Origin of the sequence: Pseudarthrobacter sp. NPDC092424, assembly GCF_044754925.1 — a bacterium.
Lineage (GTDB): Bacteria > Actinomycetota > Actinomycetes > Actinomycetales > Micrococcaceae > Arthrobacter.
Map to the genome: position 1 here is coordinate 1 of NZ_JBIVQC010000006.1, position 26,694 is coordinate 26,694.

22 protein-coding genes are annotated in these 26,694 nt (G+C 67.1%); 8 read left to right on the forward strand and 14 right to left on the reverse strand.

Annotated features, from left to right (window positions below; all coding sequences use genetic code 11):
* Positions 1 to 92: 92 nt before the first annotated feature.
* The 4 genes from ACIQCN_RS10365 to glpD are packed head-to-tail and all read right to left on the reverse strand — an operon-like array spanning position 93 to position 5,752.
* On the reverse strand, positions 93 to 1,811 hold the full coding sequence (locus ACIQCN_RS10365) for a glycerol-3-phosphate dehydrogenase/oxidase (protein WP_400610776.1): 1,719 nt from the start codon (positions 1,809 to 1,811) through the stop codon (positions 93 to 95).
* A complete protein-coding gene (locus ACIQCN_RS10370) occupies positions 1,801 to 2,601 on the reverse strand; it encodes a lipoyl protein ligase domain-containing protein (protein ID WP_400610778.1) in 801 nt (266 codons plus the stop codon). Before ACIQCN_RS10370 ends, ACIQCN_RS10365 begins: the two co-directional genes overlap by 11 nt.
* Positions 2,598 to 4,109 (reverse strand): FGGY family carbohydrate kinase, encoded by a 1,512-nt coding sequence (locus tag ACIQCN_RS10375; protein WP_400607918.1) that lies wholly within the window; start codon positions 4,107 to 4,109, stop codon positions 2,598 to 2,600. Before ACIQCN_RS10375 ends, ACIQCN_RS10370 begins: the two co-directional genes overlap by 4 nt.
* On the reverse strand, positions 4,106 to 5,752 hold the full coding sequence (glpD, locus tag ACIQCN_RS10380; RefSeq protein WP_400610780.1) for a glycerol-3-phosphate dehydrogenase: 1,647 nt from the start codon (positions 5,750 to 5,752) through the stop codon (positions 4,106 to 4,108). The genes ACIQCN_RS10375 and glpD overlap by 4 nt, the downstream gene beginning before the upstream one ends.
* A gap of 132 nt (positions 5,753 to 5,884) precedes the next feature.
* On the opposite strand from glpD, the gene ACIQCN_RS10385 reads away from it, so the two are divergent.
* From ACIQCN_RS10385 to pepD, 8 genes are all read left to right on the forward strand, one after another.
* Complete coding sequence (locus tag ACIQCN_RS10385) at positions 5,885 to 6,919, forward strand: sugar-binding transcriptional regulator (protein WP_400610782.1); 1,035 nt, start codon at positions 5,885 to 5,887, stop codon at positions 6,917 to 6,919.
* A gap of 143 nt (positions 6,920 to 7,062) precedes the next feature.
* Positions 7,063 to 8,010: a 3-keto-5-aminohexanoate cleavage protein gene (locus tag ACIQCN_RS10390; protein ID WP_400532422.1), complete on the forward strand. Its 948-nt coding sequence runs from the start codon at positions 7,063 to 7,065 to the stop codon at positions 8,008 to 8,010.
* A 38-nt stretch (positions 8,011 to 8,048) separates the two neighbouring features.
* Positions 8,049 to 9,293: an epoxide hydrolase family protein gene (locus tag ACIQCN_RS10395; protein WP_400607927.1), complete on the forward strand. Its 1,245-nt coding sequence runs from the start codon at positions 8,049 to 8,051 to the stop codon at positions 9,291 to 9,293.
* Positions 9,294 to 9,482: 189 nt separating this feature from the next.
* Positions 9,483 to 10,607 (forward strand): sugar ABC transporter substrate-binding protein, encoded by a 1,125-nt coding sequence (locus tag ACIQCN_RS10400; RefSeq protein WP_377215116.1) that lies wholly within the window; start codon positions 9,483 to 9,485, stop codon positions 10,605 to 10,607.
* Between the two features lie 85 nt (positions 10,608 to 10,692).
* Positions 10,693 to 11,727 (forward strand): ABC transporter permease, encoded by a 1,035-nt coding sequence (locus tag ACIQCN_RS10405; RefSeq protein ID WP_400610784.1) that lies wholly within the window; start codon positions 10,693 to 10,695, stop codon positions 11,725 to 11,727.
* A complete protein-coding gene (locus ACIQCN_RS10410) occupies positions 11,724 to 13,274 on the forward strand; it encodes a sugar ABC transporter ATP-binding protein (protein WP_400610786.1) in 1,551 nt (516 codons plus the stop codon). Before ACIQCN_RS10405 ends, ACIQCN_RS10410 begins: the two co-directional genes overlap by 4 nt.
* Before the next feature lie 5 nt (positions 13,275 to 13,279).
* A complete protein-coding gene (locus ACIQCN_RS10415; protein ID WP_377215113.1) occupies positions 13,280 to 14,299 on the forward strand; it encodes an ABC transporter permease in 1,020 nt (339 codons plus the stop codon).
* A 79-nt stretch (positions 14,300 to 14,378) separates the two neighbouring features.
* A complete protein-coding gene (gene pepD / locus ACIQCN_RS10420) occupies positions 14,379 to 15,842 on the forward strand; it encodes a beta-Ala-His dipeptidase (RefSeq protein WP_400610788.1) in 1,464 nt (487 codons plus the stop codon).
* 400 nt (positions 15,843 to 16,242) lie between these two features.
* On the opposite strand, the gene ACIQCN_RS10425 is transcribed toward pepD, so the two are convergent.
* From ACIQCN_RS10425 to ACIQCN_RS10470, 10 genes are all read right to left on the reverse strand, one after another.
* Positions 16,243 to 16,911, reverse strand: a complete 669-nt coding sequence (locus tag ACIQCN_RS10425; protein WP_400610790.1) for a 2-oxo acid dehydrogenase subunit E2 — start codon at positions 16,909 to 16,911, stop codon at positions 16,243 to 16,245.
* A complete protein-coding gene (locus ACIQCN_RS10430) occupies positions 16,908 to 17,771 on the reverse strand; it encodes a ketose-bisphosphate aldolase (RefSeq protein ID WP_400607940.1) in 864 nt (287 codons plus the stop codon). The genes ACIQCN_RS10425 and ACIQCN_RS10430 overlap by 4 nt, the downstream gene beginning before the upstream one ends.
* A 28-nt stretch (positions 17,772 to 17,799) precedes the next feature.
* Complete coding sequence (locus ACIQCN_RS10435) at positions 17,800 to 18,042, reverse strand: biotin/lipoyl-containing protein (protein WP_377215109.1); 243 nt, start codon at positions 18,040 to 18,042, stop codon at positions 17,800 to 17,802.
* Between the two features lie 38 nt (positions 18,043 to 18,080).
* Positions 18,081 to 19,127 carry an alpha-ketoacid dehydrogenase subunit beta gene (locus ACIQCN_RS10440; protein WP_400607942.1) on the reverse strand — a complete coding sequence of 349 codons (1,047 nt, stop codon included), beginning with the start codon at positions 19,125 to 19,127 and terminating at the stop codon, positions 18,081 to 18,083.
* Positions 19,124 to 20,110: a thiamine pyrophosphate-dependent dehydrogenase E1 component subunit alpha gene (locus tag ACIQCN_RS10445; protein ID WP_400607944.1), complete on the reverse strand. Its 987-nt coding sequence runs from the start codon at positions 20,108 to 20,110 to the stop codon at positions 19,124 to 19,126. The genes ACIQCN_RS10440 and ACIQCN_RS10445 overlap by 4 nt, the downstream gene beginning before the upstream one ends.
* Positions 20,111 to 20,224: 114 nt before the next feature.
* Complete coding sequence (locus ACIQCN_RS10450) at positions 20,225 to 21,061, reverse strand: HAD-IIA family hydrolase (protein ID WP_400607947.1); 837 nt, start codon at positions 21,059 to 21,061, stop codon at positions 20,225 to 20,227.
* Complete coding sequence (locus ACIQCN_RS10455) at positions 21,058 to 22,569, reverse strand: FGGY-family carbohydrate kinase (RefSeq protein WP_400607949.1); 1,512 nt, start codon at positions 22,567 to 22,569, stop codon at positions 21,058 to 21,060. Before ACIQCN_RS10455 ends, ACIQCN_RS10450 begins: the two co-directional genes overlap by 4 nt.
* 4 nt (positions 22,570 to 22,573) lie before the next feature.
* Positions 22,574 to 24,055, reverse strand: a complete 1,482-nt coding sequence (locus tag ACIQCN_RS10460; RefSeq protein WP_400610792.1) for an iron-containing alcohol dehydrogenase — start codon at positions 24,053 to 24,055, stop codon at positions 22,574 to 22,576.
* A 28-nt stretch (positions 24,056 to 24,083) separates the two neighbouring features.
* The gene (locus tag ACIQCN_RS10465; RefSeq protein WP_400607953.1) at positions 24,084 to 25,145 is read right to left on the reverse strand and encodes an ABC transporter permease; all 1,062 of its coding nucleotides are present in this window, start codon (positions 25,143 to 25,145) and stop codon (positions 24,084 to 24,086) included.
* Positions 25,146 to 25,159: 14 nt separating this feature from the next.
* Positions 25,160 to 26,689, reverse strand: a complete 1,530-nt coding sequence (locus tag ACIQCN_RS10470; protein ID WP_400607956.1) for a sugar ABC transporter ATP-binding protein — start codon at positions 26,687 to 26,689, stop codon at positions 25,160 to 25,162.
* Positions 26,690 to 26,694 lie beyond the last annotated feature (5 nt).

The following is a 26,694-nucleotide window of genomic DNA, read 5'->3' on the forward strand; positions in this document are numbered from 1 at the left end:
CTTCGCCTTGATCCACTCCGGCTTCCGCTCCACCGGGACAGCCGCGTTACGCTGCTCAATCCGCAGCATCTTCCGGCCCTCAGGTGCCAATGTCATGACCGCACCCCCAGTGCCGCAGCGCCCGCGCCGTGGCGTTGGGCGAGCAGCATGAGCGCGTCCTGTGCCTCCTGCTCGATCCGGCGCTGGCCCCACCCGAGGTGCGGCGCCAGCTGCGCGGCCACCTCGTAGGCCACCTCCGCGGTGACCAGGCCACGGAAGGCCAGGCCCGTCCGGCGGATCAGGACGTCGGCCACGTGGGCCACCTGTTCGTGCGCCGCCATCCAGGCCAGCTCGCGGGTGCTCAGCTCAGCGGTGCTCCGCAAGGGCGCGTCGTCCCCCTCTGCCAGGAACGCCAGCACTTCGTCGGCGCGGGTGCCGTAACGGGCCAGAAGAGTCCGGGCGCGGTCCGCACTGATCCCGGGGCCGGTGCGGGCAGCGATCCAGGCCTCGACGGCGGAACCATCCTGCGGGTAGGCCCGTCCTCCGCCGATGGGAAGGTTCCGGGTGTCCACCGAGCGGACCCGCCCAAGCAGGCCCAGGACCTCGTCGGCCACCTGCTCGGACAATGCCCGGAAGGTGGTCCATTTACCCCCGACGATGCTCAGGACAGGCCGGTCGGTTCCGGGCAGGACCGAGCGCTCGATGCGGTAGTCGCGGGAAACAAAGCCCGGGGCGGTGTCGTCGTGCCGCGGCAGGGGCCGGACCCCGGAGAAGGTATAGACAATGTCCTCGCGGGAAACCGACACAGCCGGGAACACATGGCGGATCAGGTCGAAGAAGTACTGGATCTCGGCGTCGGTGCAGACGGGCTCCAGGTCCTCCCCCGCGTCGATGTCCGTGGTTCCCACCAGCACACGGTCAACCATGGGGTAGATCAGCACGATGCGCCCGTCGCTGTGCTCGAAGAAGATTTCGCGGCCGCCCGTGGCGGCCAGCAGGCCCGGGTGGTCCAGGACAATGTGCGAGCCTTTGGTCCCTCCCATGAAGCGCGACGGCGACCCCAGGGCGCCGTTGGTCGCGTCCACCCACGCGCCGGTCAGGTTGACGACGACGTCCGCGGCGAAGGTGAATTCCTCACCGGTGAGCTCGTCGCGGAGCCGCGCGCCGCCGTCGTGCGTTCCAACGAAGGAAAGGTAATTGGCAGCGCGGGCGTGGGGGCCTGCCTCGAGGCCGTCCCGGAGGGCGTCCAGGGTGAGCCGCTCGGGATCATGCACCGAGGCGTCGAAATAGGTGGCAGTGTATTTAAGATCGGCCCGCAGGGCGGGCAACTCCGCCAGAGAGCGTTTGCGGCCCACGAACCGGTGCCGCGGCACCGACCCGCCCCGGCGCGAGAACGCGTCGTAGAGGCTCAGGCCCACCTTCACCAGGATTGCCCCGCGTTCCTTCGGTTTGCCGGAGCGGTGCGTGATGAAACGCAGCGGCGCGTTCAGCAGCCCGGAGAACGTTGAGAACACCGGGATGGTGGTCTGCAGCGGCTTGACGTAGTGCGGCGCGATGTTCAGGAGCCGGTTCCGCTCCACCACGGACTCGTGCACCAGGCGGAACTCGCCGTTCTCGAGGTACCGGATGCCGCCGTGGATCATGTGGGAGGAGGCACCGGATGCCCCTTGGCAGAAGTCGCCCCGTTCCACCAGCGCCACCTCGACGCCCTGCAGCGCAAGGTCGCGGAAGGTGCCGACGCCGTTGATGCCGCCGCCGATGATGAGGACTCGGGCGCGGGGGCGGTCCTGGAGGGCCTGGACGGTGGGGCGGGTGGAATGGTCAGTGGACACGGGTGGCTCCAGAGAGGGTGTGTTGCGAATGGTGGTTGATGGCACGCGGGGCGCGGCACGCCGTGGACGTGGCCCCGGGGCGGGCGGCTGGCTCAAGCAGGGGCATCAGCGTGCCGGCCAGGGCGTCGCGGACATCGTCCACGGTGGTCCCCGGAACGGCGTCAGCGACGCAGCCGACGGATTCCGGCCGGAAGTCGAGGTCCAGGAGGGCGTAGGCCTCCTCGAGGGCCGCCCGTGCCGGGCCGGCGTCCTCGACCATGACGACGGCGCTGAACAGGTATCCGTGCTTGGTGAGCCGCTGCCCGGTCCCTGCCAGCTTGGCGCGCCCGGCGTCGTTGACGCTGAATTCGCCGGTGCAGTATTCGCCCGGTACGGCACCGACCCGCGCGTCGGCTCCGAGGACCCGGAGGGCGGCGGCGGAGTGGTGGGCGAAGGACTCGAAGCGTTCTTTGATCGAGGACCTGGCGTCCGGGTTGGGCGCCCAAAGGTGGACCACCAGGTCGCCGGGACCGTACAGCGCCAGGTGTCCCCCAACCGGCCTGATGATCGGTTCATAACCGCGTGCTGCCAGGAACTCGCGGGCCGCCGGGTAACCGGCGCGGAGCGAATCCCTGCGGCTGAAAGCCGCCGTCGGAAGCGGCCGGGAGAAGTTCAGCTCACCGGCCCGTGCGGAAGGGAGCGCGAGGAGCCGGCCGGCGATGAACTCCATGTCCTCCGGACCGGAGCGCGGTTTCGGATCATGGACCAGCCGGACCGGCCCGGAGCCGAACGGCGGATGGACGGCGTTCACAGCGTTCCGGGACCCGGACTCCGCCCGGTCACGGTCCTCACGGCGTCACACCAGCCGGCGTACAGCTCCTCGCGCCGCTCCGCGGACATCTCCGGTTCAAAAACCCGGTCGATCTGCCAGCCTGTCGCCAGGTCGTCACGGCTCCAGAGGCCGACGCCCATCCCCGCAAGGTGGGCGACGCCCAAAGCGGTCCGCTCCAGCTCAGTGGGACGAAGCACCGGGACGCCGAGGATGTCCGCCTGGAACTGGCAGAGCAGGTTGCTGCGCGCCGCACCGCCGTCGACCTTAAGCTCCGGAACCGGGTTGCCGCCGGCGACGAGCACATCGATGTTGTCCCGCGTCTGGTATGCCATCGCCTCGATGCCCGCGCGCACAATGTGCTCGGAACTGCTCTCCAGCGTCAGCCCCACGATGCTCGCCTTGCTGTCCCGGGACCAGTGCGGGGCGCACAGTCCGGCGAAGGCCGGGACGATGTACACGCCTCCGGTGTCCTGGACCCGCCGCCCTAGTTCCTCGAGGTCGGTATCCTCGGAAAGGATCCCCAGCCGCTCACGCATCCACTGCAGGGTCTGGCCGCAGTGAAACACGACGCCTTCGATTTCATAGGCGGTTGTTCCACCCTCGGTCCAGCCGACGCTGGCGGTGAGGCCGTCCAGGATCGCGGGAGCGGGGCCGCTGTTGGCAGTCAGGACCCCGGCGGTGCCGTAGGTGTTCTTCACTGACCCGGCCTCGAAACACGCCTGGCCGAACATCCCCGCCTGCTGGTCTCCCATGATCGCCATGATGGGGACACTTGACGTGCCCGGGAGCCCGACGTCGGCCGGCCGCATGTCGCCAAAGTGCGAATCGGACGGCAGTGCCGGGGGCAGCAGCCGGCCCGGGATACCGCACGCCTCGATAAGCTTCTCGTCCCAGTCGCGTGTTTCGAGGGAGAACAGCGCCGTGCGGGACGCCTCGCTGTGGTCCGTGAAATGCGAACGGCCACCGGTCAGCTGCCACAGCAGCCAGGTGTCCACCGTGCCGGCGGCCAGCTCTCCGCGCTGGGCGCGTTCCCGCACACCGGCCACGTTCTCCAGCACCCAGGCGAGTTTGGCGGCACTGAAGAACGAATCGTTGAACAGGCCGGTCCGCTGCCGGAACTCCTGGTCAAGGCCGTCCGTACTCCAGCGCTGGACGATCCCGTCCGTCTGCTTGGACATCCACATGATCGCGTTGTGGACCGGCTCCCCCGTCCGGCGGTCCCACAGGAGGCAGGACTCCCGGTGGGTGGTGATCCCGACGGCGGCCAGATCGTCCGTCGTGGCGCCCACCTTGGCCATGACGGCCTGCATGCTGTTCCGCTGGGCCTCCCACAGCGCCGCGGGGTCGAGTTCGACCCACCGCGGTTTGGGGAAAAGGGGGACGACCGGATGGCGGGCCTCGGCCACGATCTGCCCGTCGAGGGACACCAGCACCGCGCGGGCGCTGGTGGATCCTTCGTCCAGGGCCAGGACGTAGCGCGCCGTCATGACGCGGAGCCCTCCGCTGTGGCCCGGTCCTGGGCAGCATGGGCAGGAACAGCCAGGCGTTCCAGCCATTCGCGGTAGCCCCGGATTTCGGCGGCCTGACGCTCACTGTCCCAGCCGCACTCGTCGCCCATGACGGCGGCGGCCCGCTCCACGACGTCGAGCCCGTGGCCCGGTTCGAAGGCCAGGAGCATCCGGCGTGCCAGGACGTCGGTGAGGGTCTGGGCGAACTCGTGCCGCACGGCGAGGAGGATCTCGGCCTCCAGCGCACCCGTTGCGGGATCGAGGACGGGGTAACCGCCGCCGGCCGTATCCGCCTCGGAGATGACGTCAAGGGCCCTGGTTCCGTAAAGGGCCAGCAGCCGTTCAACCGTCCGGCCGTCGAGGCCTTCCCGGCCGAGGGCAGTCCGCGCAGCCGTGAAGTCGCTGAAGTCGCCCGCCGCGCCGGGGAGCGGGAGGCTGGCGGTCACGCACCTGGGGCTCTTGCGTCCGAGGCGCTTGAAGACGTCGTCGATCGCGTCCTGGGCGAGCTGCCGGTAGGTGGTCAGCTTCCCGCCCACCACGGTGATGAGGCCGGGCAGGTCCGGGGCGTGGTCGTGCAGGACATGGCTGCGGGGAATCTCCCACTCCTCCACGTCCGGTGCGTACGGCAGCGGGCGCACCCCGGAATAGGTGAAGAGAACGTCTGCGGGGGTGAGTTTTGCCGATGGTATGAGTTCGTTGACCTCGCCCAGCAGGTAGTCCATTTCGTCGGCGTCGCAGCGGGCTTCGCCGGGATCCCTGTCGAAGCGCAGGTCCGTTGTTCCGATGAGGTAGCGGCCCATCCACGGGATCACGAGGACCAGGCGGCCGTCGGTCTTGGACTCGTAGTAGACGACGTCGTCGGGGGCTCCCGGGAAGGGGTCAACGATGAGGTGGCTGCCCTTGGTTCCTCCGTTCAGCCGCGGCTGCTCCGGCGCACCGCGCCGGAAAATCCGGTCAATCCAGGGGCCTGCCACGTTGAGGACGATCGGTGCACGGACCTCGTGCATCTCATCGGTCAGCGTATTCCGGTAGCGCACCCCGACAACGCGCCCGCCCTCCATGACGGGTTCTTCGACCCGCGCCTTGGTCCGGATCACTGCCCCGGCGCCGGCGGCGGCAAGGGCAACCTCGGTGCAGAGCCGCTCCGCGTATTCAACCTGTCCGTCGGTGAAGACCACTGCCCCGCGGAGGCCGTCGGGAGAGATCCCGGGGAACCGGCGGAGGATCGCGTCCCGGTTCAGGACCTCGTGGCCCTGGGTCTTCTTGTCGAAGGACAGGGCATCGTAGAGGAACATGCCGATCCGGATCAGCCAGGCGGGACGGCGGCTGTGCGAGCTCAGTGGCATGATGAGACGCAGCGGCTTGACCAGGTGCGGAGCCAGCCGGAAAAGAAGCTCACGTTCGCGCAGCGATTCACGGACCAGGGCGAAGTCACGGTGTTCGAGATACCGCAGCCCGCCATGGACCAGCCGTCCCGACCATGCGGAGACGCCGCTGCAAATGTCATCCTGTTCAAGCAAGACAACCCGCAGCCCCCGAAGGGCGGCATCCCGGGCGATTCCCAGGCCGTTGATTCCTGCCCCCACGACGACGACGTCGAACGGAGTGCTGAACTCCTCCATAGCGCTTCCCTTTCCTGCCCCACAAGCGATAGAATAAATATTTATGGGCTGCATTTACATTTACAAGTGTCATGTGCCCCGGATCACGTGTCAAGGGGGCCCTAAGATGGGCGGAGCAACAAAAGGAGTGCAATGAACGACGTCGACGCGCAGCGACTGATGATCAAGGTGGCGCGCCTTTACCATACCCACGAGATGCGCCAGACCGACATCGCGAAACGGCTGCAGATTTCGCAGTCCCGCGTGTCCCGGCTCCTGGCCCAGGCCGAGGAGGCCGCGATCGTGCGGACCGTGGTGGCGGTCCCCCCGCACGTCCACGCGGAGCTCGAAGAGCGCGTGGAGGCGCTGTATGGACTAAACGAGGTCCACATCATCGACGCCGTCAGCGACAACGAGGAAGAGCTGGGCAAGGACCTGGCGCACACCATGGCCTCGCTCCTTCAGGACGTGGCCTTCGAGGTCCGCACCATAGCCCTGACCTCGTGGAGCAAGACCATGCGGACCATGATCAACGTCATGCTGCCCATGCGCACCCGCTGCAAGCACGTCATCGAAACGCTCGGCGACCTTGGCCCGCCCTCCCTCCAGCACGACACCGCCCGATCCACCCAGCAGTTCGCCGCCCTCACCGGGGCGCAACCTGTCTTCCTCCGGACGCCCGGCGTCGCAGCGAGCCGGGAAATGAAGGAACTCCTGCTGAGCGGCGATCCGCACGCACGGGAGGCGCTGCAGATGCTCGATTCGGTGGACCTGGCGCTGGTGGGTATCGGTGCCGACGAGATCGATCCGGACCTCCGCCCCGGTGACAACTTCTTCACGGACGAGCAGTTCGCCCGCGTGCGTGAGCTCGGGGCGGTAGGGGAAGTCTGCCTGCACTTCCTGGACGCCGACGGGAACCCGATCGACTCGGAACTCGAAGACCTGGTGGTTGGCATCACCCGCGAGCAGCTCCGCAACGCGAAGCACCGCTGGGCGGTAGCCGGCGGTGCCCGCAAGCACCGCGCCATCAGGGCGGCAGCGGCCGGCGGCTGGGTGGACACGCTGGTCACCGATGCAGCCACGGCCCGCTTCCTGGTGGACACGGCGCCCGAGGACCGCAAGGCGGCGGCCGAACTGAAGCCGGCGCGGACTACGTCCCGGCGCCGCACGTCCGCGACCAAGGACTGAACCTCCCCGCACGGCGGTGACCTATTGACAACGGTGTGCCGTACGTCCCATGATCGATGGCATATTCATTTCAAGTGCGCATAACGATTCATGCCCGGCAGGTTGCCGTTGGATCGGCGCCACGCCATCTGCCAGGAGGTACTGTGACCACCGCCCTCGACAAGTATGCCGACATGAAGCCGAACTGGGACTACCCGGTGGTGATCGAGTCCCACATCAACGGCATCCGCACCAAGGAGATGAACCCCAATACCCCCATCTCCTACGAGGAAATCGCCGAAGACGCCATCCGGTGCTGGGAAGCGGGCGCCGGCGCGATCCACGCCCACAACACCAGCTTCGACCTGCTCGGCGAGAACGCCTACAAGGACTACATGCGGACGTGGGACCGGGTCTTGGAAAAACACCCGGACATCACCTGGTACCCCACCACCTGCAACAACCTCCGCCTGCTGCCCCATGAAAACGGACTCGAGCACGTACCGCACCTGTACGAGGGCGGCAACGTACGCATCGGCTGCGTCGACACCGGCCTGACCCTCTTCGCGGTCGAGGAGGACGAGGAAGGATACCTCTCCGGGCCGGAATTCGGATTCAACTACCAGCGCGTGGCCAGCCAGGTGAAGATGTTCCGGGAGCGGGACCTCGCCATGGTGTTCGGCGTGTACGAGCCGGGCCACCTGCGCCACGCCATGCACTACGTCAACCGGGGCCTGTCCACCAAGGGCTCCATGTGGGACTTCTACCTCATCGGCGACTACGGGCTCACCGCCATGGAGCCGATCGGCACCAACGGCATGAAGCCCAGCCTGGAAAGCCTCTACTACTACCTCTCCATGATCGAAGAGGCGAAGGTCAAGCACCCCTGGTACATCTCCATCTGGGGCCAGGGCGCCCTCGACGACACCGGCATCCTCCGCCGGGCGATCGAGCTCGGCGGCCACATCAAGACGGGCCTCGAGCTCTTCTACGACCCCGCCCGCAACCCCACCAACCTGGAACTGCTGCAGCAGGCCCAGGAAATCGCGCGCGAGGTCGGCCGGCCCATCGCCACGCATGAAGAAGCCCGGGCCCTCTACAACATCACCTGAGCACGTCAATTCCAACCACCTATTTCCGAGGAGGCGCAATGGCTGCGCACAACGAAGGCGGGGTAACCCCCTTCACCATCTCGATCCCCGATGAGGACCTCAAGGACATGAACGAGCGGCTCCGCCGCACGCGGTACCCTGTGGACTTCGCCAACGACGACTGGCGGTACGGCTACAACACCGACTACCACAAACAGCTCGTCGACTACTGGATCAACGAATACGACTGGCGCGACGTCGAGCAGCGCATGAACGAGCTGCCGCACTTCAAGACCGAACTGATGGGCGTCCCGCTCCACTTCATCCACGTCAAGGGCAAGGGGCCGAACCCCATGCCCCTGCTCATCCACCACGGCTGGCCCTGGACCTTCTGGGACCTGCGCAAGGTGATCGGACCCCTCTCCGACCCGGCGAGCCATGGCGGGGACCCGGCCGACTCCTTCGACGTGGTCCTGATCTCGCTGCCGGGGTACGGTTTCTCCTCGCCGCTGACCGAACCGGGCTGGAACTGGTGGCGGACGGCCGACCTGGAGAACGCCCTCATGAAGGACGTCCTGGGTTACGAGAAGTACGCCACCGCCGGCGGCGACTGGGGTGCCCTGATCGCCCAGCAGCACGGCCATAAATATGAGGACGACGTCTATGGCGTCTACACGCACTTCCCGGCACAGATGAGCCACTACCTCGCCGACCACCCGGACGCGCCTCCGGGCGTGAAGTACGACCCCTTCCTGGGGCTTCCGGACGAAAGCGAATACAACGACGCCGACGAGAAGGGCTGGTTCGAACGCGGCAAGCTCTTTGTCCAGAAGGAGAGCGGGTACGGCGAGATCCAACTGACCAAACCGCAGACGCTGGCCGCCCTCGTGGCGGACTCCCCTGCCGCCCAGCTGGCGTGGATCACCGAAAAGCGCTACTTCTGGGGCCTGGAGGAACGCGGCCAGGGCACCGAAGCGTTCGAACGGGTATGGCCAAAGGAAGACCTGGTCACCACCGCGGCCGTGTACTTCCTGACCAACACGGGCGGCACGTCCTCGCGCTACTACTGGGAATGCAGGGGCAACCCCTGGAAGCCCTCGCACGACCGCTTCCCCGTGGTGGGTGCGCCGACCGCCGTCGGAATCTATCCGGGTGAAATCTATAAGCCGCCCATGAGCTGGACCGAGAAGTACTTCAACCTCCAGCAGTACCGCGTGCATGACGACGGCGGGCACTTCGCTCCGCTTGAGGTGCCGGATACGTACGTGGACGACGTCCGGACGTTCTTCAGGACACTCCGCTAGGTCTGCATGACCACTGTGGGGAGGCTGCCATGCAGCCTCCCCACAGTTATTTAAGCCACCTCTAGAGCGAGTGTGCCGCGACCTCTTGACAGGCGCCTGTGAGGTATCGCACACTCATAAGCATGCAAATGCAGTAGCTGAATATTTATTAATCACTACTTCGGGTCGTCTCTCACAAAGGAGTCTTTGATGCACCTCAGGAAAACCATCACCCGCCGTGTAGCGGCGTTTGGGCTGGTGGCCGGCTTGCTGGCCACCACCGCCTGCTCTTCCACCACGGCCACCAGCCAGCAGCCGATCGACAAGAAGGACATCGTCCTGGTCGCGTCGGTCATCAACACCACCAACCCCTACATGGCGTCCATGATCGAAGGCGCCAAGGCCCTGTCCAAGAAGCTGGACGTGCCGCTCGAAATCGTCGACTCCGAAGGCAGCTCGCAGACCGAGATCTCGAAGATCCAGGCCATCCTTGCCCAGGGCAAGAAGGTGGCGCTGATGGTCAACACCGTCGCAAGCTCGGACGCTCCGCCCATCGTCAACGCAGTCAAGGCCGCCGGCGGTTACGCAACGGTCTGGTGGAACAAGCCGGACAACTTCGAACCCTGGGACCAGGGCGACAACTTCGTTGCCTTCCAGAAGCACTCCGGCGTTGAGAGCGGCCAGTGCACCGCCAAGGCACTCGCCGACAGCATCGGCGGCAAGGGGAACATCGTGGCCCTCGCAGGCGTGCTGGACAGCACCACCAGCCAGACCCGCGTCGCCGGCCTGAAGGATGCACTCAAGGCCTACCCCGACGTGAAGCTCCTGGACACCCGCCCCGCCAACTGGGACCCGCAGCTCGGCCTCAAGGAGACCCAGAACCTCCTGGCCAAGTACGGCGACAAGGTTGACGGCATCTGGGCCGCCGACGACGGCATGATCATCGGCGCCGTCCAGGCCGTGAAGGACGCGGGCCGCATCAACGACGTCAAGTTCGCCTCCGACGGCCTGTACCCGCCGGTGGTCGACATGATGAAGGAAAACATGGGCAACGGCGCCATCGCCGGCGAGACCTTCCACCGCGGATTCATGGCAGCGGCCATCGGCCTCTACACCTCCTACCTCGCCGCCACCGGTGAGATCAAGCCCTCGGAACTGCCCAAGGAAAAGCGCAACAGCCTCTTCAAGCTGAGCTGCGTCACCCCGGAAAACTACGCCGAATTCACCAAGTTCGACGGTGACATCGACGGCTGGATGGACGACCTCATCGAAAAGGGCCCTTGGGAGACCGACCCCGTGCCGCTGGTTTCGGGTGGCCCGGAGAAGTTGCCCTAACGGATCACAGACGCTGGGCGGCTCCGGATAATGCGCAGGCGCATCCGGAGCCGCCCCTCGGCAGCAACCACGACAGGTGAAAGTAATGACAGACAAGGACACCGGGACCGGCCTCCTCGAGGCGGCACCCGCCCCAGCACAGCCACCCCACAGGCAGGGCCGCCGGTTCAATGCAAAGAACTTCGGCGAAGTGCTTGCACTCGTGGGGCTGATCGCCGTTTTCGCGGCGCTCAACCCCGGGACGTTCCTGACGCCGGAGAACCTGCGGACCATCCTGGACCACGCGTCCCTTCCGCTGATCATCGGCGTCGGCGCCACCCTGGTCATCCTGACCGGTTCGATCGACCTCTCGGTAGAGGGCGTCATGGGAGCCGCCGGCATGACCTTCGTCCTCATGACGGCCAACAGCCGCGGCAGCGCAGACTTTGGCCCGTGGGCCATTGTCGCCGCACTGGCCGTAGGCGTGGGCCTCGGGCTCCTGAGCGGCTTGGTGCACACCCGCCTCAAGGTGCCCTCGTTCATCGTCACGCTGGGCGTCTGGTTCGTGGGCCTCGGAATCGCCACGGTGCTCTTCGGTGACGAATCCATCCCCTTCCTTCCCGACGGCGGCATCAAGGGCTGGCCGTCCACGCTCACCTTCGGCCTGCCGAACTCCTTCCTCCTCGCCGCGGCGTTCGTCCTGGCAGGCATGTTCGTGGCCCGCTTCACCAGGCTGGGCCGCTTTGCCTACGCCATCGGCGACAGCGAGGAAATCTCCAAGGGCAACGGCATCCCCGTGCTCAGGTACAAGCTCTACGTGTTCGTTGTGGCCGGCGCCTGCAGCGCGGCCGCCGGGGTGCTGGCAGCCCTCAAGCTCGGCGCCGGCTCGGCGACGGTGGGCGTGGGAACGCTCTTCCTGACCATCGCGGCCGTGGTGATCGGCGGCACCTCCCTTGGAGGCGGCAAGGGAGGCATCCTCCGCACCGCGATCGGCGTACTCATGCTGACCGTCCTCAACAACGGGCTCATCCTCAGCGGGGTCAGCCCGAACATCCAATCCGCGGTCTCCGGAACCGTCCTGATCGCGGCCGTCCTCGTGGCCACCTGGCCGCACCGCAGCAGACTGAGGATCGTAAAATGACCAACGCTTCCCTGGCCCCCCGGACCGGAGTTGAAACCCCGGCACTTCGGCTGACCAACATCTCGAAATCCTTCGGTTCGACCCACGCGGTCAAGAATGTCTCGCTCGAGGTGCCGCGCCACGAAGTGGTCGGACTAATCGGCGAAAACGGCGCCGGAAAGTCCACGCTCCTGAAGATCCTGACCGGCCTCTACCAGCCGGATTCGGGAACCATAGAAACCGACGGCCGTCCCGTGAAGTTCCGCCGGCCGCAGGACGCGGTGGCCGCAGGCATCGGCGTGGTGCACCAGGAGCAGTCGCTGCTGTCCAACCTTTCTGTCGCGGAGAACATCGCGATGAACGCCCTCTCCTCCAAGGATGCCGCCACCCGCTACGGGTTCTACCGCTGGAAGCGGCTGAACCAGGAGGCAGCCACCATCCTCGCCCGCGTCGGGTCCACCATCGACCCGCGCACCCAGGTCAGCGACCTGTCGTTCGTGGACCGCCAGATGGTCGAAATTGCCCGCGCCCTGCGAGTGGACGAGGCCATCCACGCGGCCCCCCTGGTAATTCTGGACGAGCCCACCTCCGTGCTGGAGCGCAACGAAACCGCGATCCTCGAACGCGAGATCCGATCACTGCGCGAAATCGGCTCCGTGCTGTTCGTCTCCCACCGGCTGGACGAAGTGCTGCGGATCTGCGACCGCGTCGTGGTGATGCGCCACGGCGAAGTAGTGGCGGATGTACGGCGCGAGGACGTCACCGAGGACGAACTCTTCCGCCTCATGATCGGCCAGGAATCACGCGCACGGGTCCGCAAGGGCGGCAGCGCCGCGGGCGCCGTCGCAGCGGTCGAAGCCAAGGGCCTGGGCCGGACGGGGCAGTTCAAGGACGTCTCCTTCGCCGTCCCCGCCGGACGGTCCCTTGCGATCGTCGGTGCCATGGGCTCCGGACGCGAATCCGTCTGCCGCGCCCTCTTCGGAGCAGAGGCCTTCGACGCCGGCACCCTCGAAGTTGGCGGCCGGCCCGTGCAGAACTGGTCGATGCGCCGCGCGGTCCGGCACGGACTCGCCTACATTCCCTCCGAGCGCAAGGTTGAAGGCATGGTGGGCGGCCTGAGCGCTGCCGAGAACCTCACCCTGGTGCACCCCCGCGAGGCCGCCAAGGGCCCCCTCCTGCGCCGCAAGGCCCGGATGCAGGCCGCGGAGGAATGGTTCGAGAAACTCGACGTCCGCCCCCGCGACCCGCGCCTGCCGCTGGGACGCTTCTCCGGCGGCAACCAGCAAAAAGTGGTCATGGCCAAGTGGCTTCGCGCCGAGGAACTGAGCGTCCTGATCCTTGACCACCCGCTGCGCGGCCTCGATCCGGGAGCCTCGCAGACGGTGAACGACCAGATCCGCGCCGCCCAGGACGACGGCGCAGCGGTCATCCTGCTGCCGGACACCCTCGAGGAAGCCCTCGAGATGGCGGACGAGATCATCGTGATGCGCGACGGCGAAATCACCGCGCGCTTCGACCTCTCCGTCGACAGCCCCACTTCACTCGACCTGCTGGAAAAGATGGTGTGACTCCCATGTCAAAGAAAGCTCTCCTCGAGCAGCCGGCCGCACTGCCGGCCACCGCCGACGGCAAGGCGGCGCCCGCACGGCGCAGGCCACGGAACCTGTGGTTCACTTTTGGCCCGTTCGCGGTGTTCCTCGCCCTCTTCGCCCTCGTCGCCGTCCTCCGGCCGGCGTTCCTCACCGGCGGCGGCATGGCGATCCTCGCCGTCCAGGCGGCAACGATCCTCCTTGTGGCGCTGGGGCAGGCCATGGTGCTCCACGTCGGCTCGATCGACCTGTCCAACGCAGCGATCGTGATCTTCGCAGCGATCGTCCTCGCCCAGACCCTTGGCCCCCTGGGTGCGCTTGCCCCGGTAGTCACTCTCGCCGTCGTCACCCTCATCGGAGCCGCCAACGGCTTCCTGGTGGCGTTTGGCCAGATCCCCTCCTTCGCGCTCACGCTCGGCACGCTCGGCATCCTGCAGGCAGCTTCCCTGGTGATCAGCAACGCGACCACCGTCTACGCCACGGCGAACGGCCAGCTGCTCGCTCCCCTGTTCGGCACAGCCCTTGCCGGCCTGCCCATGGCATTCTGGGTGGGCGTGGTCCTGGCAGTAGGGCTCTGGGCGTTCCTCCGCTTCACCCGGGCCGGCGAAGGCATGACCGCCGTGGGCCTCAATGAAACGGGCGCCCTGTTCTCGGGCTTGCGGACCCGCTGGTTCAAGGTAGTGGCCTTCGCCCTCTCCGGCCTGCTGGCCGGCGTCGCCGGGGTCCTCGTGATCGCACAGGCCGGCGCGGCGTCGTCCTTCGGCCTCGGAAGCGACCTCCTGCTGCCGGGCATCGCCGCCGCCATCGTCGGCGGAACCGCTATCACCGGCGGCATCACCAACCCGATCAACATCGTCTTCGGCGCCCTGACCGTGGCGCTCGTGCCCATCGGCGCGGCCGCCGTGGGCGTAACCCCCCAGGCGCAAAGCCTGGTCTACGGCCTGGTCATCATCGCCGCGGTGGCGCTTACCATGGGCCGGGGCCACAACGAAGTGGTCAAATAACAATGACCAACAGCATCTGAAAACACTCCGTCCGCCGCAACGCCGCGGCGACGTCCCTACCCTTTCCGAAAGGCACCCCATGTCAGTCCTGAAATCCCTCCAGCCGCAAGAGGTGTTCTCCTTCTTCGAAACCCTCGCCGGCATACCCCGCGGCTCCGGCAACGAAAAGGAGGTCGCCGACTGGGTGGTCAACTTCGCCCGGGACCGCGGGCTGGAAGCCACCCAAGACGACCTGCACTGCGTCCTGGTCAAGAAGCCGGGCCAGCACGGACTGGAAGACGCTCCGCCGCTCATCCTCCACGGCCACCTGGACATGGTGTGCGAGAAGGAGGACGGCGTGGTGCACGACTTCGAGCAGGACCCGATCGAGCTCCTCATCGACGGTGATTTCGTCACCGCCAACGGCACCTCACTGGGCGCCGACAACGGCATCGGTGTCTCCTACATCCTGGCCCTCCTCGACTCCAAGGACATTCCGCACCCTCCCCTCGAGGCCGTCCTGACCGCGATGGAGGAAAAGGGAAAGGTGGGAGCCGCCAGTTTCGACACGTCCAGGCTGACCGGCAAGCGGATGATCGACTTCAACTGGATCACCGACAAAGAAATCCTCGCCGGCTGCAGCGGTGACATCACGTTCACCGTGGACATCCCGGCCGAGTGGGAGCCGGCCCCGGCCACGCACCCGGAGGCCCTGCTGCTCAAGGTCCGGGGCCTGTCCGGCGGTCACTGCGAATTCGACATCCACCTCGAGCGCGCCAACGCCGTCCTGGTCCTGGCCCGGGCGCTCAACGCCCTGCTCTCGCAGTACGACGTAAAGATCTCGGCCCCGCACGGCGGCGCCCAGAACAACGCCATCCCGATGGATGCACAGGCCGTCCTGCTGGTGCGCCCCGAAGACGCCGAGGGCGTACGCTCCGTCATCTCCGAGCTTGAGGCAGCGCTGCAGAACGAATACCGCAAGGCCGACCCGGACCTTCGCCTCGAACTGGAGCCCGGGGAGGCCCCGGAGCGGGTCTTTTCCTCTGCAGCCGCGGCACGCTTCGCCCGCCTGACGGCGCTCGTCCCCAACGGCGTCCTCAGCTGGAGCCTGACCGTTCCGGGAATCGTGGAAAGCTCGAACAACCTCGGCACCGTGCGGACCACGCCCGACGGCGCCCGGCTGATGTCCACGATCACCGCGGCAGTAACCTCACGCAAGCACGAGATCCTGGACCGCGTCCGCGCCCTTGCCAGCCTGGCGGGCGGAGGCGTCCGGGTGGAGGAATACGGCCTGGACGCAGCCGAATTCCCGTACAGGCCCGATTCACCGCTCCTGAAGACGGCGCGGGAGGCGTTCAGCGACGTCATGGGCCACGACGCCGACGTCCACGTCTCCCAGTGCAGCCTGGAACTTGGCATGTTCAGCGAGAAGATTCCCGGCCTGGACATCATCTCCATCGGCACCGAGCTGCACGATCTGCACTCCCCCAAGGAAACGGTCAACCACACCTCGGTGACCCGGGTATGGCCCCTCGTCAAAGAGGTCGTCTCCCGGCTGAAGTAAGCGTAGAAGGTAAGCGCGCACGGCGCGTGGCTGCAAGGGCCTGACCCCGGGTATTGAACCGGGGTCAGGCCCTTGAGCTTTGTGGAGATCTTTGCCAGGAACCCCTGACCGCAAGGCGCATCAAGACAACGGACCGCCGCGGGGGAAGTGAGAGAGCGTTGGCCCAGAACCCGCATTAGGTGAGAGAGCGTTGGCCCAAAACCCGCATTAGGTGAGAGAGCGTCCCGGGGTGGAAAGCTGGATCACCCGTGCCGCCCCCCTTCCGCCGTCCTGTTTTGCTGTGTGGTCCCGATTGCTTGTCGTCCCGGCTCCGACGCCGTTTGGTCCAGCCGCACACACAAGAGGGAGGCCCGGACAACCTTTCGGTTGTCCGGGCCTCCCTCGCCGCGGGTGGTGCAGGTCAGCTGGACTCCAGGTTCTCCCGTACTGCGGCCAGGAACCGGGCGCCGGTGGCGCCGTCGATGGCGCGGTGGTCGCAGGTGAGGGTGAGCCTCGCCCGCGGCCGCCAGGTGCCGTTTCCGTCCTCGGTGTGGACGAACTGCTGGCGCGTGGCGCCGACGGCCAGGATGGCAACCTGGGGGACGTTGAGGATGGCATCGAACCCGTCGATCCCCATCATGCCCAGGTTGGAGACGGTAAAGGTCCCGTCGGTGACGTCGTCCATGGTGAGCTTGCCGTCACGGGCGCGCTGGACGATATCCCGGCGCGCATCGGCCAGGCCCGCGACGTCGAGCGACGCAGCGTCCTTGATCACGGGAACCACCAGCCCGGCCGGAGTGTCGACAGCCATGCCGACGTTGACACGCTCGAACCGGGTGACGGCCTCGTCGGCGTAGTGCGCGTTGAGGGCCGGGTGGTCACGCAGCGCGGCCGCGCAGGCGGCGAGGATGGCATCGGTGACCGTGGCGCCGGGGCTGCGCTCCTTGACCAGGAGCGCAGCGCCCATGTCCGCCTCAACGGCAAGGTGGAAGGCAGGCGCCTCCCACGCGGCAACCATGCGCCGCGCGGCAGTGCGCCTGATTCCCTTAAGCGGGACGACAGTCCTGCCCTCTTCCTCGACAGCTGTCACCGCCCTACCTGGGCCAGGCCCCGGGCCTTTCCGGCGCAGCCGTAGAGCTCCATCTTCTCGATGGTCGCCTGGATCATGCGCTCCCGGCCCTCCGCCATCGCGTCCTCGAGCTGGCGGTCGCCCTGCGACCAGACAGCCTCGATGCCCGAACGGAACGCCAGGCGCAGGTCCGTGTCCGCATTGAACTTGTGCACGCCGGCGGCCATGGCGGCGCGTATCTCGTCATCCGGGACGCCGGAGGCGCCGTGGAGCACCAGCGGGATGTTCACGGCTGCCTCGATTTCCTTGACCCGCTGGATGTCCAGGGGCTGCGCGGTCGCCAGCGGAACACCGTGGACGATTCCCACCGAAATAGCGAGGAAGTCGACCCCGGTCTCCGCAACGAAGCGCTCCGCCTCGGCGACGTTCGTGTAGTAGGACTGCCAGTCGACCTGCTGGTCGGCGTCGGGGATCTTGCCCAGCTCGGCCTCCACGGGGATGCCGAAGGAATGCGCCACCTCGACGACCTTCCGGGTGGTCCGGATGTTCTCCTCGAACGGCAGGTGCGCGCCGTCGTACATGATGGACGTGAAGCCAAGCTTGATGGCCTCGAAGACTTCCTCCCACGGCCCGTGGTCCAGGTGGATGACGTATTCCGCGTCGGATTCCTCAGCGATGCGGCGCGTCATCTCATAGGCCTTCTTGAGCCCCATGTGGGGGACGATCGCCCGGCCCACCTGGAGGAAAACAGGAGACTTGGCACGTTCGGCGGCCCTGACGAGCGCCTCAGTGGTCTCATCGTTGTGCATGTTGAACGCACCAACTGCGTACGCACCCTCGGACGCGTCCTTGATGATCTGGCGTGGATCGACCTGTGGCATAACCGGCTCCCTTTCCTGCCCTGGACCGTCAGGCGGTCTCGATGTAGGCGATCAGGGTGCGGACGTCCACTGTTTCGCCTTCGGGGACGACAATTTCAGCCAGGGTGCCGGTGGCCGGGGACTCCAGGGTCTCCTCCACCTTCTCCGCCTCGACTTCGGCCAGCGGCTCGTCCTCGGTGACGGTGTCGCCGACGCTCTTGAGCCAGGTGGTGATGGTGCCTTCGCTCATGCCCATTCCCCACTGGGGCAGCAGGACCTCAACTCGTGCCATGTTCTTTTCTCCTTGCTTTGGTGTTCTTTTAGGGGGTGTCACATGCGCGGTGCGGGCGATGTGAGTTCGTTGTTCAGGGTGTTCGCCATGAGTCCCGTGATCCGGCGGACAGCGTCCTCGATCTTCGTCCGGTTCGGGTAGAGCTGCTTCTCGAGGGCGGGACTGAACGGAATCTGGGTATCGGGTGTGGTGACCCGCATGATCGGAGCCCGCAGGGACTCAAACGCTTCCTCGGCCACGATGGCGGAAATCTCTGCCGCGGCGGAGCAGGTGCGGTGTGCCGGGTCGGCGATGACCAGCCGGCCGGTGCGCTGGACGGACCGGATGACTGCTTCGCTGTCGAACGGGACCAGGGTGCGCGGGTCGATAACTTCCACCGAGACGCCTTCCCCCGCCAGGGTCTCGGCGGCCGCGAGGGCTTCCGGAACGGCACTGGAGATCGCGACGACGGTCACGTCGTCACCGGTACGGGCCACGTTGGCCTGGCCGAAGGGGATCTTGTACTCCTCCTCCGGGACCTCGCCCTTGCTGCCCCAGAGCATGCAGGCCTCAAAGGTCAGGACCGGGTCGTCTGAATCCACGGCGGTGCGGAGCAGGCCCTTGGCGTCATACGGGTTGGACGGAACGATGATCTTCAGCCCGGGAACGTTCATAAACATCGGGTACGGCCGGTCCGAGTGGTGCGCGCCGGTGTTCAGACCGTAGAACATGGCCGAACGGAACACCACCGGGATGGACGCCTGGCCGCCGAACATGTACCGGTTCTTGGCGGCCTGGTTCACAAACTGGTCCATGGCCATGTAGAGGAAGCTCGAGTACGAGAGGTCGACGATGGGACGCAGCCCGGTCATCGCGGCGCCGATTGCGGCCCCGACAATGACTTCCTCGGAAATGGGAGTGTTGCGGATGCGGTTGGCCCCGAACATCTCCAGGAAGTCGCCCTTGTCCTTGCGCGACTTGCCCGCGCCGGTGGTGCCGTAAACGTTGGCTTCGACATCCTCGCCAATAATGACGACCCGCTCGTCGGCCTCCATGGCCTCGCGCTGGGCTGCGCCGATGGCGCCAAGGTAGCTCATGACAGTCATGCGATTGCTCCGATCGGCTCGGTGTAGAGGTCTTTGAATGCGACGCTGGGGTCCGGGTAGGGGCTCTCGTCCGTGAAGCGGACGGCCTCGTCCACCTCGGCCAGGACTTCCGCTTCCAAGGCGTCGAGTTCCTCCGCCGTGGCGATCCCTTCGCGCTCGAGGTACTGGCGGAACAGGACGATGGGGTCGCGTTCGACCCAGGCGGCCTTTTCTTCGGCGTTGCGGTAGTCGGTGCCCAGGCGCAGGCCCTCGGAGTGCTCGTTGAAGCGGTAGGTGACCACTTCCACGAGGGAGGGGCCCTCGCCCCGGCGGGCACGGTCGACGGCGGCCGTGACCGCTTCGAATACCGCGAGCACGTCCTGGCCGTCCTCCACCCGGACGCCCGGCATACCGAAGCCGGCGGCGCGGTCCGCGATCACGCCGGAGGTCACCGTGTGGGCGGGGGTGGACAGTGCGTACTGGTTGTTCTCACAGAGGAACACCACCGGCAGGTTCCAGACGCCGGAGATGTTCATCGCCTCGTACAGGCAGCCCTGGTTTGCGGCGCCGTCGCCGAAGAACGCCAGGGAAACCTTGCCGTTGCCCAGCACCTTGCTGGAGAGTGCGGCGCCGGTGGCGATGGGAATCGAGGATCCGACAATGCCGGACTCTCCAAGGCTTCCGACGGCGAAATCGGCCAAGTGCAGCGACCCGCCCTTGCCCTGGCACACGCCCGTGGCCTTGCCCACCAGCTCTGCCATGAGCGGTCCCAGCGGGGAGCCCTTTCCGATCGGGTGGCCGTGGCTGCGGTGGTTGCCGGACATGTAGTCCCCGTCACCGAGTGCCATACACGCACCGACCACCTGGGCCTCCTGCCCGATGCTGGTGTGCACGGTGCCAGGGATCTGGCCGCGCTTGACCATCTTGGACGCCCGCTCGTCAAACCGGCGGATACGCAACATGCGCCGCTGCATCTCCAGCAAATCCTGCGATGAAAGATCCATCACGGTTCCTTTCTGAGTAAATATTCAAGCTATGAATTCTAATTCTATTGTTAGGTAGCCGAACTGGCAATAGCTTCGGCCGCTCAAACTGCCCCTGCTTCGCGGGGAAGCCCCCTAGGAGGCCCGGAAAGGCTCCAAAAGGGCGTCAATGCGCGGCAGCACGAGGGTCGGCTGCCGCTCGGGAGGCAGCAGGCCCGCCATCTCCACCGTGGCCTCCCCCGTCAGGACCAGCGCCGAATCGATGCCGGCGTCCACCGCCATGGCGATGTCGGTCTGCAGCCGGTCCCCCACCATGACGCAGTCCTGCCCGGGCAGCCCCAGGACGTCCAGGGCAGTCTGCAGCATGACCCCCGCCGGTTTCCCGACGTTTGCCTCGCACCGCACGCCGGTGCACGCCTCGATGGCGGCGATGACAGCGGCAGCATCAGGCTCTCCGCGGCCCATCGGCATGGGGCAGTAGGCATCCGGGTTCGTCGCCACCAGGCGCGCCCGGCGGTGCTGCCAGAGCGCATCGAAGGCGATCTGGAGCTTGCGGTAGTCGAAGCTCCGGTCATAGCTCGCCACCACCACGTCGATCTCGCGGGGGTCCTCCGTCAGCCGGAAGCCGGCCGAGCGGATGGCCTCCTGGAGCGGCTCTTCGCCGATGACGAAGACTCCTGCCTCCGGCGCTTCCTTCCGCAGCCACGCGACGATGGTGACCAAGGGGTTCACGATGCGGTCGACGGGAGTGGGAAGGCCCAGCCTGGTCAGCTTGTCCGCGTACATCTGCGGGTTCTTCGTGGGGTTGTTGGAGAGGAACAGTGTTTCCCGTCCGGCCTCCCGGAGGCCGTGCACCAGCTCCGCGGCACCCGGCAGCAGCTCGTCGCCGAGGTAGATGGTGCCGTCCAGGTCGAAGAGGTAGCCTGCGTAGGCCCGCACGGGCCTGGCGGTCAGGGTGGTCGGGGCCGTCATCGGGTTGCCTCCGCAAGTTTGGCGAATACAGCCCGGTTGGCCGGGTAGATATCGCGGTAGACGTCGTAAAGCCGCTCATAGGCTGCGGCCGCGGCGGGTTGGGGCTCGTAGGAGAGCCCGGTTCCGCTCATCGCCTTTGCGGCGGTGTCCACGGAGTCGTGGATGCCGACGGCGGCCGCGGCCAGCATTCCCGCGCCCAGGCAGGTGCTTTCCGGGTCGCGCACCACGGACACGCTGCGCTGCATGACGTCGGCGATGATCTGGCACCATACCGGGCTGCGGGATCCGCCGCCCAGGGCAACCACTTCGGCCACCGGTTCTGCCAGGGCCTTTTCCGCGCCGGTCGTCAGGAGCCGCTGTTCGAACGCGAGGCCCTCAAGCAGTGCCCGGTACACGTGCGCCTTGCCGTGAATCCCCGTCAGGCCCACCAGGGCACCACGTGCATTGTGGTCCCAGTACGGGGTGAGGGCACCTGTCCAGTACGGCAGCGCCAGCAGGCCTTCGGAACCCGGGGGCAACGCCGCCGCCGCGGTTTCCAGTATCTGCTCGGGGCTCAGCCCCAGGCCGAGTCCCTGGGCGTCGAGCCCGGAAAACTTCTCGACGAACCAGCCCAGGTTGATGGTCCCGCCGCCGATGAAGGTCTCGAGAGTATAGGCCCCCGGGACCGCAGCGGAGAGTGTCCTGTACTCCCGCGCATGGGAATAGTGGTCCGAGAAGGTCCCCGACACGATCCCGCTGCCCAGGTTGAGGTAGGCCCGGCCGCCCGTGGTGGCACCGGCACCCAACTGCGCGCACTGCCCGTCCCCGGCGCCGGCCACGACGGCAACTCCCGACGGCAGGCCCAGGCGCGCGGCGGCGTCGTCCGTCAAATTGCCAAGGACGCTGCCGGGTGGCCGGAGCCCGCTGAGCTGACCACGGTGGAGCCCCACCGCTGCGACCAGGCCGTCGTCGTAATCGAAGGTGGACATGTCCACCAGGCCCAGCGGGTCTGCCGATGCCCACGAGGTGAGCCACGCGCCGGTGAGGCGCTGGACCAGGAACCCGTGGACATCCACTACCTTGCCGATGCGGGCCATGGTGTCCGGTTCATTGGCCGCGAGCCAGTGCAGCTTGTACCAGGCCGGCGTGGGGTTGGCGGGCTTACCGGTGAGGCGGTGCACCTCGTCGGTGCCGAAGGCGGCCACCTCCGCGGTGGCACGGGTGTCGAGCCACAGCATCGCCGGCCGGAGCGGAATGCCGTCGTCATCCAGGCAGACAAAGCTTTCCCGCTGATGAGTGATGCTCAGGGCTCCGATGCGGGAGGTGTCCACCGTCTGGGCTGCCCGCCGGATCGCTTCAGCCGAGGCAGTCCACCAGTCCTCCGCGTTCTGCTCGCCCCAACCGGGCCGGGGCTGGCTGAGGCCGAAGGCGCAGCGCGCCTGCGAGAGGGCTTCACCGCGCGCGTTCCAGACAACGGCCTTGGCCGCCGTGGTGGAGCAGTCGACGCCGATCACATAGTCAGGCTGCACGGTTTCAGTTCCTTCCCGCTTCGGCAGCTGCGGCGGCGCGGGCGGCACGCTCCAGCACCTCATCCACGTCCGCGTCTTCCCACCAGCCGAGGAGCGTCAGCATGTCCACCACGGTGAAGCGGTTCCGCATGAGGGCGCAGTTCTCCACCGCCCAGCGGCCCAGTTCGGCGTCCACCGACGGCTCAAGACCGGACAGTGTGACGGCGGCTCCGGCGCCCGCGAGCGCCGCGGCGAGGGAGTCTGCGGGCCGGACGAGCCCGCGGAGTTCGTCCCGGACGTCGGCCCAGCCCTCCAGCAGCGCTCCGACGCGGGGCAGCCCGCGCCCCACGGTATCGAGTTTGGCGGAGTAGTCGCGCCAGCATTCTTCGGCCACGCGCAGGGTCGGATCGACGCGTTCGAAGGCGCCGAGGACCTTCCGCCTTGCGGTTGCATGGTCCAGGGTGGCCACGTCCGGCCGGGTTCCGGGCGCCGCGGCGAGCCTTTCGAACAGCATGTCCCAGGCGCTGGCGGCGATGACGGAACCGGCCCCCACCTGGGCGCCGTGGAAACCGATGGGCTGGTCGTGGGCGCCATGGTACTGGTCGAGCATGTGGCTGATCAGGTGTTCCACGCCGGAAAGGACTGCGGTGGTCCCGGCGACGCCGGTGACGATGCCGCGCAGGGCCAGGGCGCGGGCGAGGGCACCCACGGATTCCGGCTCTGCCTCCCGGACGCCGGAGCTCCAGTTTTCCAGGTCCTTGCCCACCATGCCGAGCAGGCGCACGGCGCTGGGCTTGTAGGTCGGATCGGTGCCCACCAGGTAAGCCAAGCGCCAGTCCGCCGGGGCAACCAGCATGGACGTCATCTCTCCGAACCCGGCACGGTTCATGGCTTCGGGCGCCTCTGCGATGACGTCCGTGTCGGAGATAACGGCGTCGGGCCAGCACGAGGGGACCGTGCGCTTCACGCCGTCCCGCAGGACGACGGAGACGTCGTCGGTGTAGCCGTCCACGGAGGCCGCCGTCTGTACTGACACCAGGACCGGCGTGGTTCCGGCAGCCCCGGCGCGCTGGACGGCCACCTTTGCGATGTCGCTGATGGTTCCGCCGCCGACGGCGACCACGGCATCCGCGCCGAGGACCACGCCGGCAGCCTCGTCGAGCACGCTGTCCACGACGTGCAGTTCGGCGTGCCCGTCGTCCAGCACGGTGCGGACCACGGCGAACCGGGCCGCGAGCTGGGCCTGGATCAGGTCTTTGACGTCCTCCCCGGAGCGTACGATCCGGGTACGGTCCACCAGGAGCGAGACCCGGGGCCGCGTGCCCTGGTTCTCTGCGCCCTCAGGCTGCGCGGCCGGCAGGAGCCGGGTGACCTCGTCGGCCACTGCCGCAACGGCGCCGGGGCCAATGATGAGCTGCCGGAGTCCGCAGGGGGCGAGCGTCTGGTCGGGGTCGGCCCCGGCGATCAGTTCCTCTATGGGCTCTACGACGTAGGTGTCGGTGGTCATGGTGTCCTCTCGGAACAGGGGTGCGCCGTCAGGCGCCGTGTCGGGAGCGGCTGGCCCGGTCGGTCAGGACGGCGATGATGATCGCGACGCCGATGACCACCGGCTGCAGGTTCGGGGAAACGTTCAGCAGCGACATGCCGTTGTTCAGGACACCGATGATGAGGAGCCCGATGAAGGTGTTCAGCATGCCGCCCGAGCCGCCGGAGAGGCTTGCGCCGCCGATCACGACAACGGCAATGACGTTCAGGAGGTCGGCTGTACCGGCCGTGGGCTGGGCAGAGTCGAGCCGGGAGCCGACGATGACGCCGGCGAGGGCTGCGAGGAAGCCTGCCACCACGTATACGCCGATCTTGATGCGTGTGACGTTGAGCCCGGAGAGGCGCGCCACTTCGGCGTTCCCGCCGATGGCGTAGAGGGCGCGGCCGGAAGGACGGAAGCGGAGCCAGTACGCCGCGATGAGGAACGTGGCCACCATGATGATTCCTTCAAGCGGGAGACCCAGGATGTCGTTGCTGGTGATGGCCAGGTACCACTCCGGGAAGCCGTTGATCGGGTTGCCGTTGGTCAGGTAGAGCGCCAGGCCGGCGGCAGCGGACATCGTGGCCAGGGTGGCAACGAAGGGCTGGATGCGGCCGTAGGTCGAGAGCACGCCGTTGATGAAGCCCACGGCCGCGCCAACGGCGAGACCGAGAATGACGCACAGCTCGAACGGCAGGCCGGCGGAACGGTAGAGCCATGCACTGGTCATGAGCGACAGGGCCAGCGTGGACCCCACGGACAGGTCGATGCCGCCGATAAGGATGACCAGGGCTGCGCCAACGGCCATGATGCCGATGTCCGCGTTTTGCGTGATCACGTTGGAGAGGTTGCGCCACGTCAGGAAGTACGGCGACATGATGGACAACGCGACCATCACGGCGACGAGGCCGATGAGCGGCCCCGGCACGCGGCGGAGCACACTGGCGGCAATCCCGCCGGGGCCGCGGCCCGCTGCCCCGTCCCGCCTGCTGTCCGTTCCCGAGCCTTCCGGGGCCGGGCCTCCGCGTCCTGGGGACCTCTTTTGGATGGAGTGATCCGTTGTGGTTCGCATGGCTGCTGCTCTTTCTACTGCTGGGAACTAAGGGGGGAGGCCGTGGATTCCGAAGAGTGCACGGCGAGTGACATGACGGACTCCGGGGTTGCTTCGCCCCGGCGGAGGATTCCTTTTTGCCGGCCCTGCGACATCACCAGGACCCGGTGCGAGAGCCCCAGGACCTCGTCAAGCTCGGAGGAGACGACAATGACGGACATCCCTTCAGCCGCGAGGGAGCGGATGATTTCGTAGATGGCCATCTTGGCGCCGACGTCGACGCCGCGGGTGGGTTCGTCGATGATGAGGACCTTCGGATCCTTGACCAGCCATTTGCCGATCAGGACCTTCTGCTGGTTGCCGCCGGACATCGACTTCACCGGGAGGGCCATGTTGCCGCGGACATCGAGGCGCCGCGCCTGTGCCCCGGCGACGTCGCGCACGACCTTGCGGGTGATCAGGCCCTTGCGGGCGAGGTCGCGCTCCCAGGGAAGGGTTACGTTTTCCTCTGCCGTGCGGTCCAGGTTGAGGCCCTGGCCCTTGCGGTCCTCAGGAACCATCACCACTCCGGCACGGATGGCCGACTGGGGGCTGCTGCAGGGAAGCTTGCGGCCCTCCAGGAGGACTTCGCCCGAATCCGGCCGGTCCACACCTGCGATGGCCCGGACCACCTCGGTCCGTCCTGCACCGACGAGGCCCGCAATCCCGAGGACTTCCCCGGCCGCCAGTTCGAAGTTGATGTCCGCGAACACGCCGCGCCGCCCGAGATCCCTGACCTCCAGCACGGTGGTTTCGCGGCTGGGCTGCGGCGGAACGTGCTCGTAGGTGAACTCGCGTCCCACCATCGCGTTGATGATCTTTCCCTTGTCCACGTCTCCCGAGCTCCAGGACTGCACCCGTGAACCGTCACGCAGGCACACGATTTCGTCGGCCACCTCCCGGACCTCGTCGAGGCGGTGGGAGATATAGACGACGCCGGCGCCCGCGGTCCGCAGGGCACGGATCCGGTCGAGGACGTGCTCGGTTTCCGACTCGCCAAGCGAAGCTGACGGCTCGTCGAAGACGACGTACCGCGGGCGGCGGCTGAGGGCCTTGGCGATCTCGATTTCCTGCTGCATGGCCATCGAGAGGCCGCGGACTGGGCGGCGGACGTCGAGGTCCACGCCGAGTGAATCCAAGGCCTTCCGTGACTCGCGGCGGACAAGTTCCCAGTCCACCCGGCCGAAGCGGCGCGGGAGGCGTCCGAGGAAGATGTTCTCGGCGACGGAGAGGTCCTGGATGAGGCGCGTCTCCTGGTGGATCAGCGCCACACCCTGCCGCAGGGCCTCGGCGGGGCTGGACGGAGCGTATTCCGCCCCGTCCAGCCGCATGGTGCCGCCGTCGGGCTTCACCACGCCGGTGATGATCGAGCTGAGCGTGGACTTGCCTGCGCCGTTCTCGCCCACGAGTCCGACGACCGTGCCCGGTGCGACCCGGAAATCGACTGATTTCAGGACCGTCACCCCGGAGTAGGCCTTCATCAGGCCGGTGCCCTCGAGGCCGGCAGAAACTGGTTGAGTGGTCATGGCAG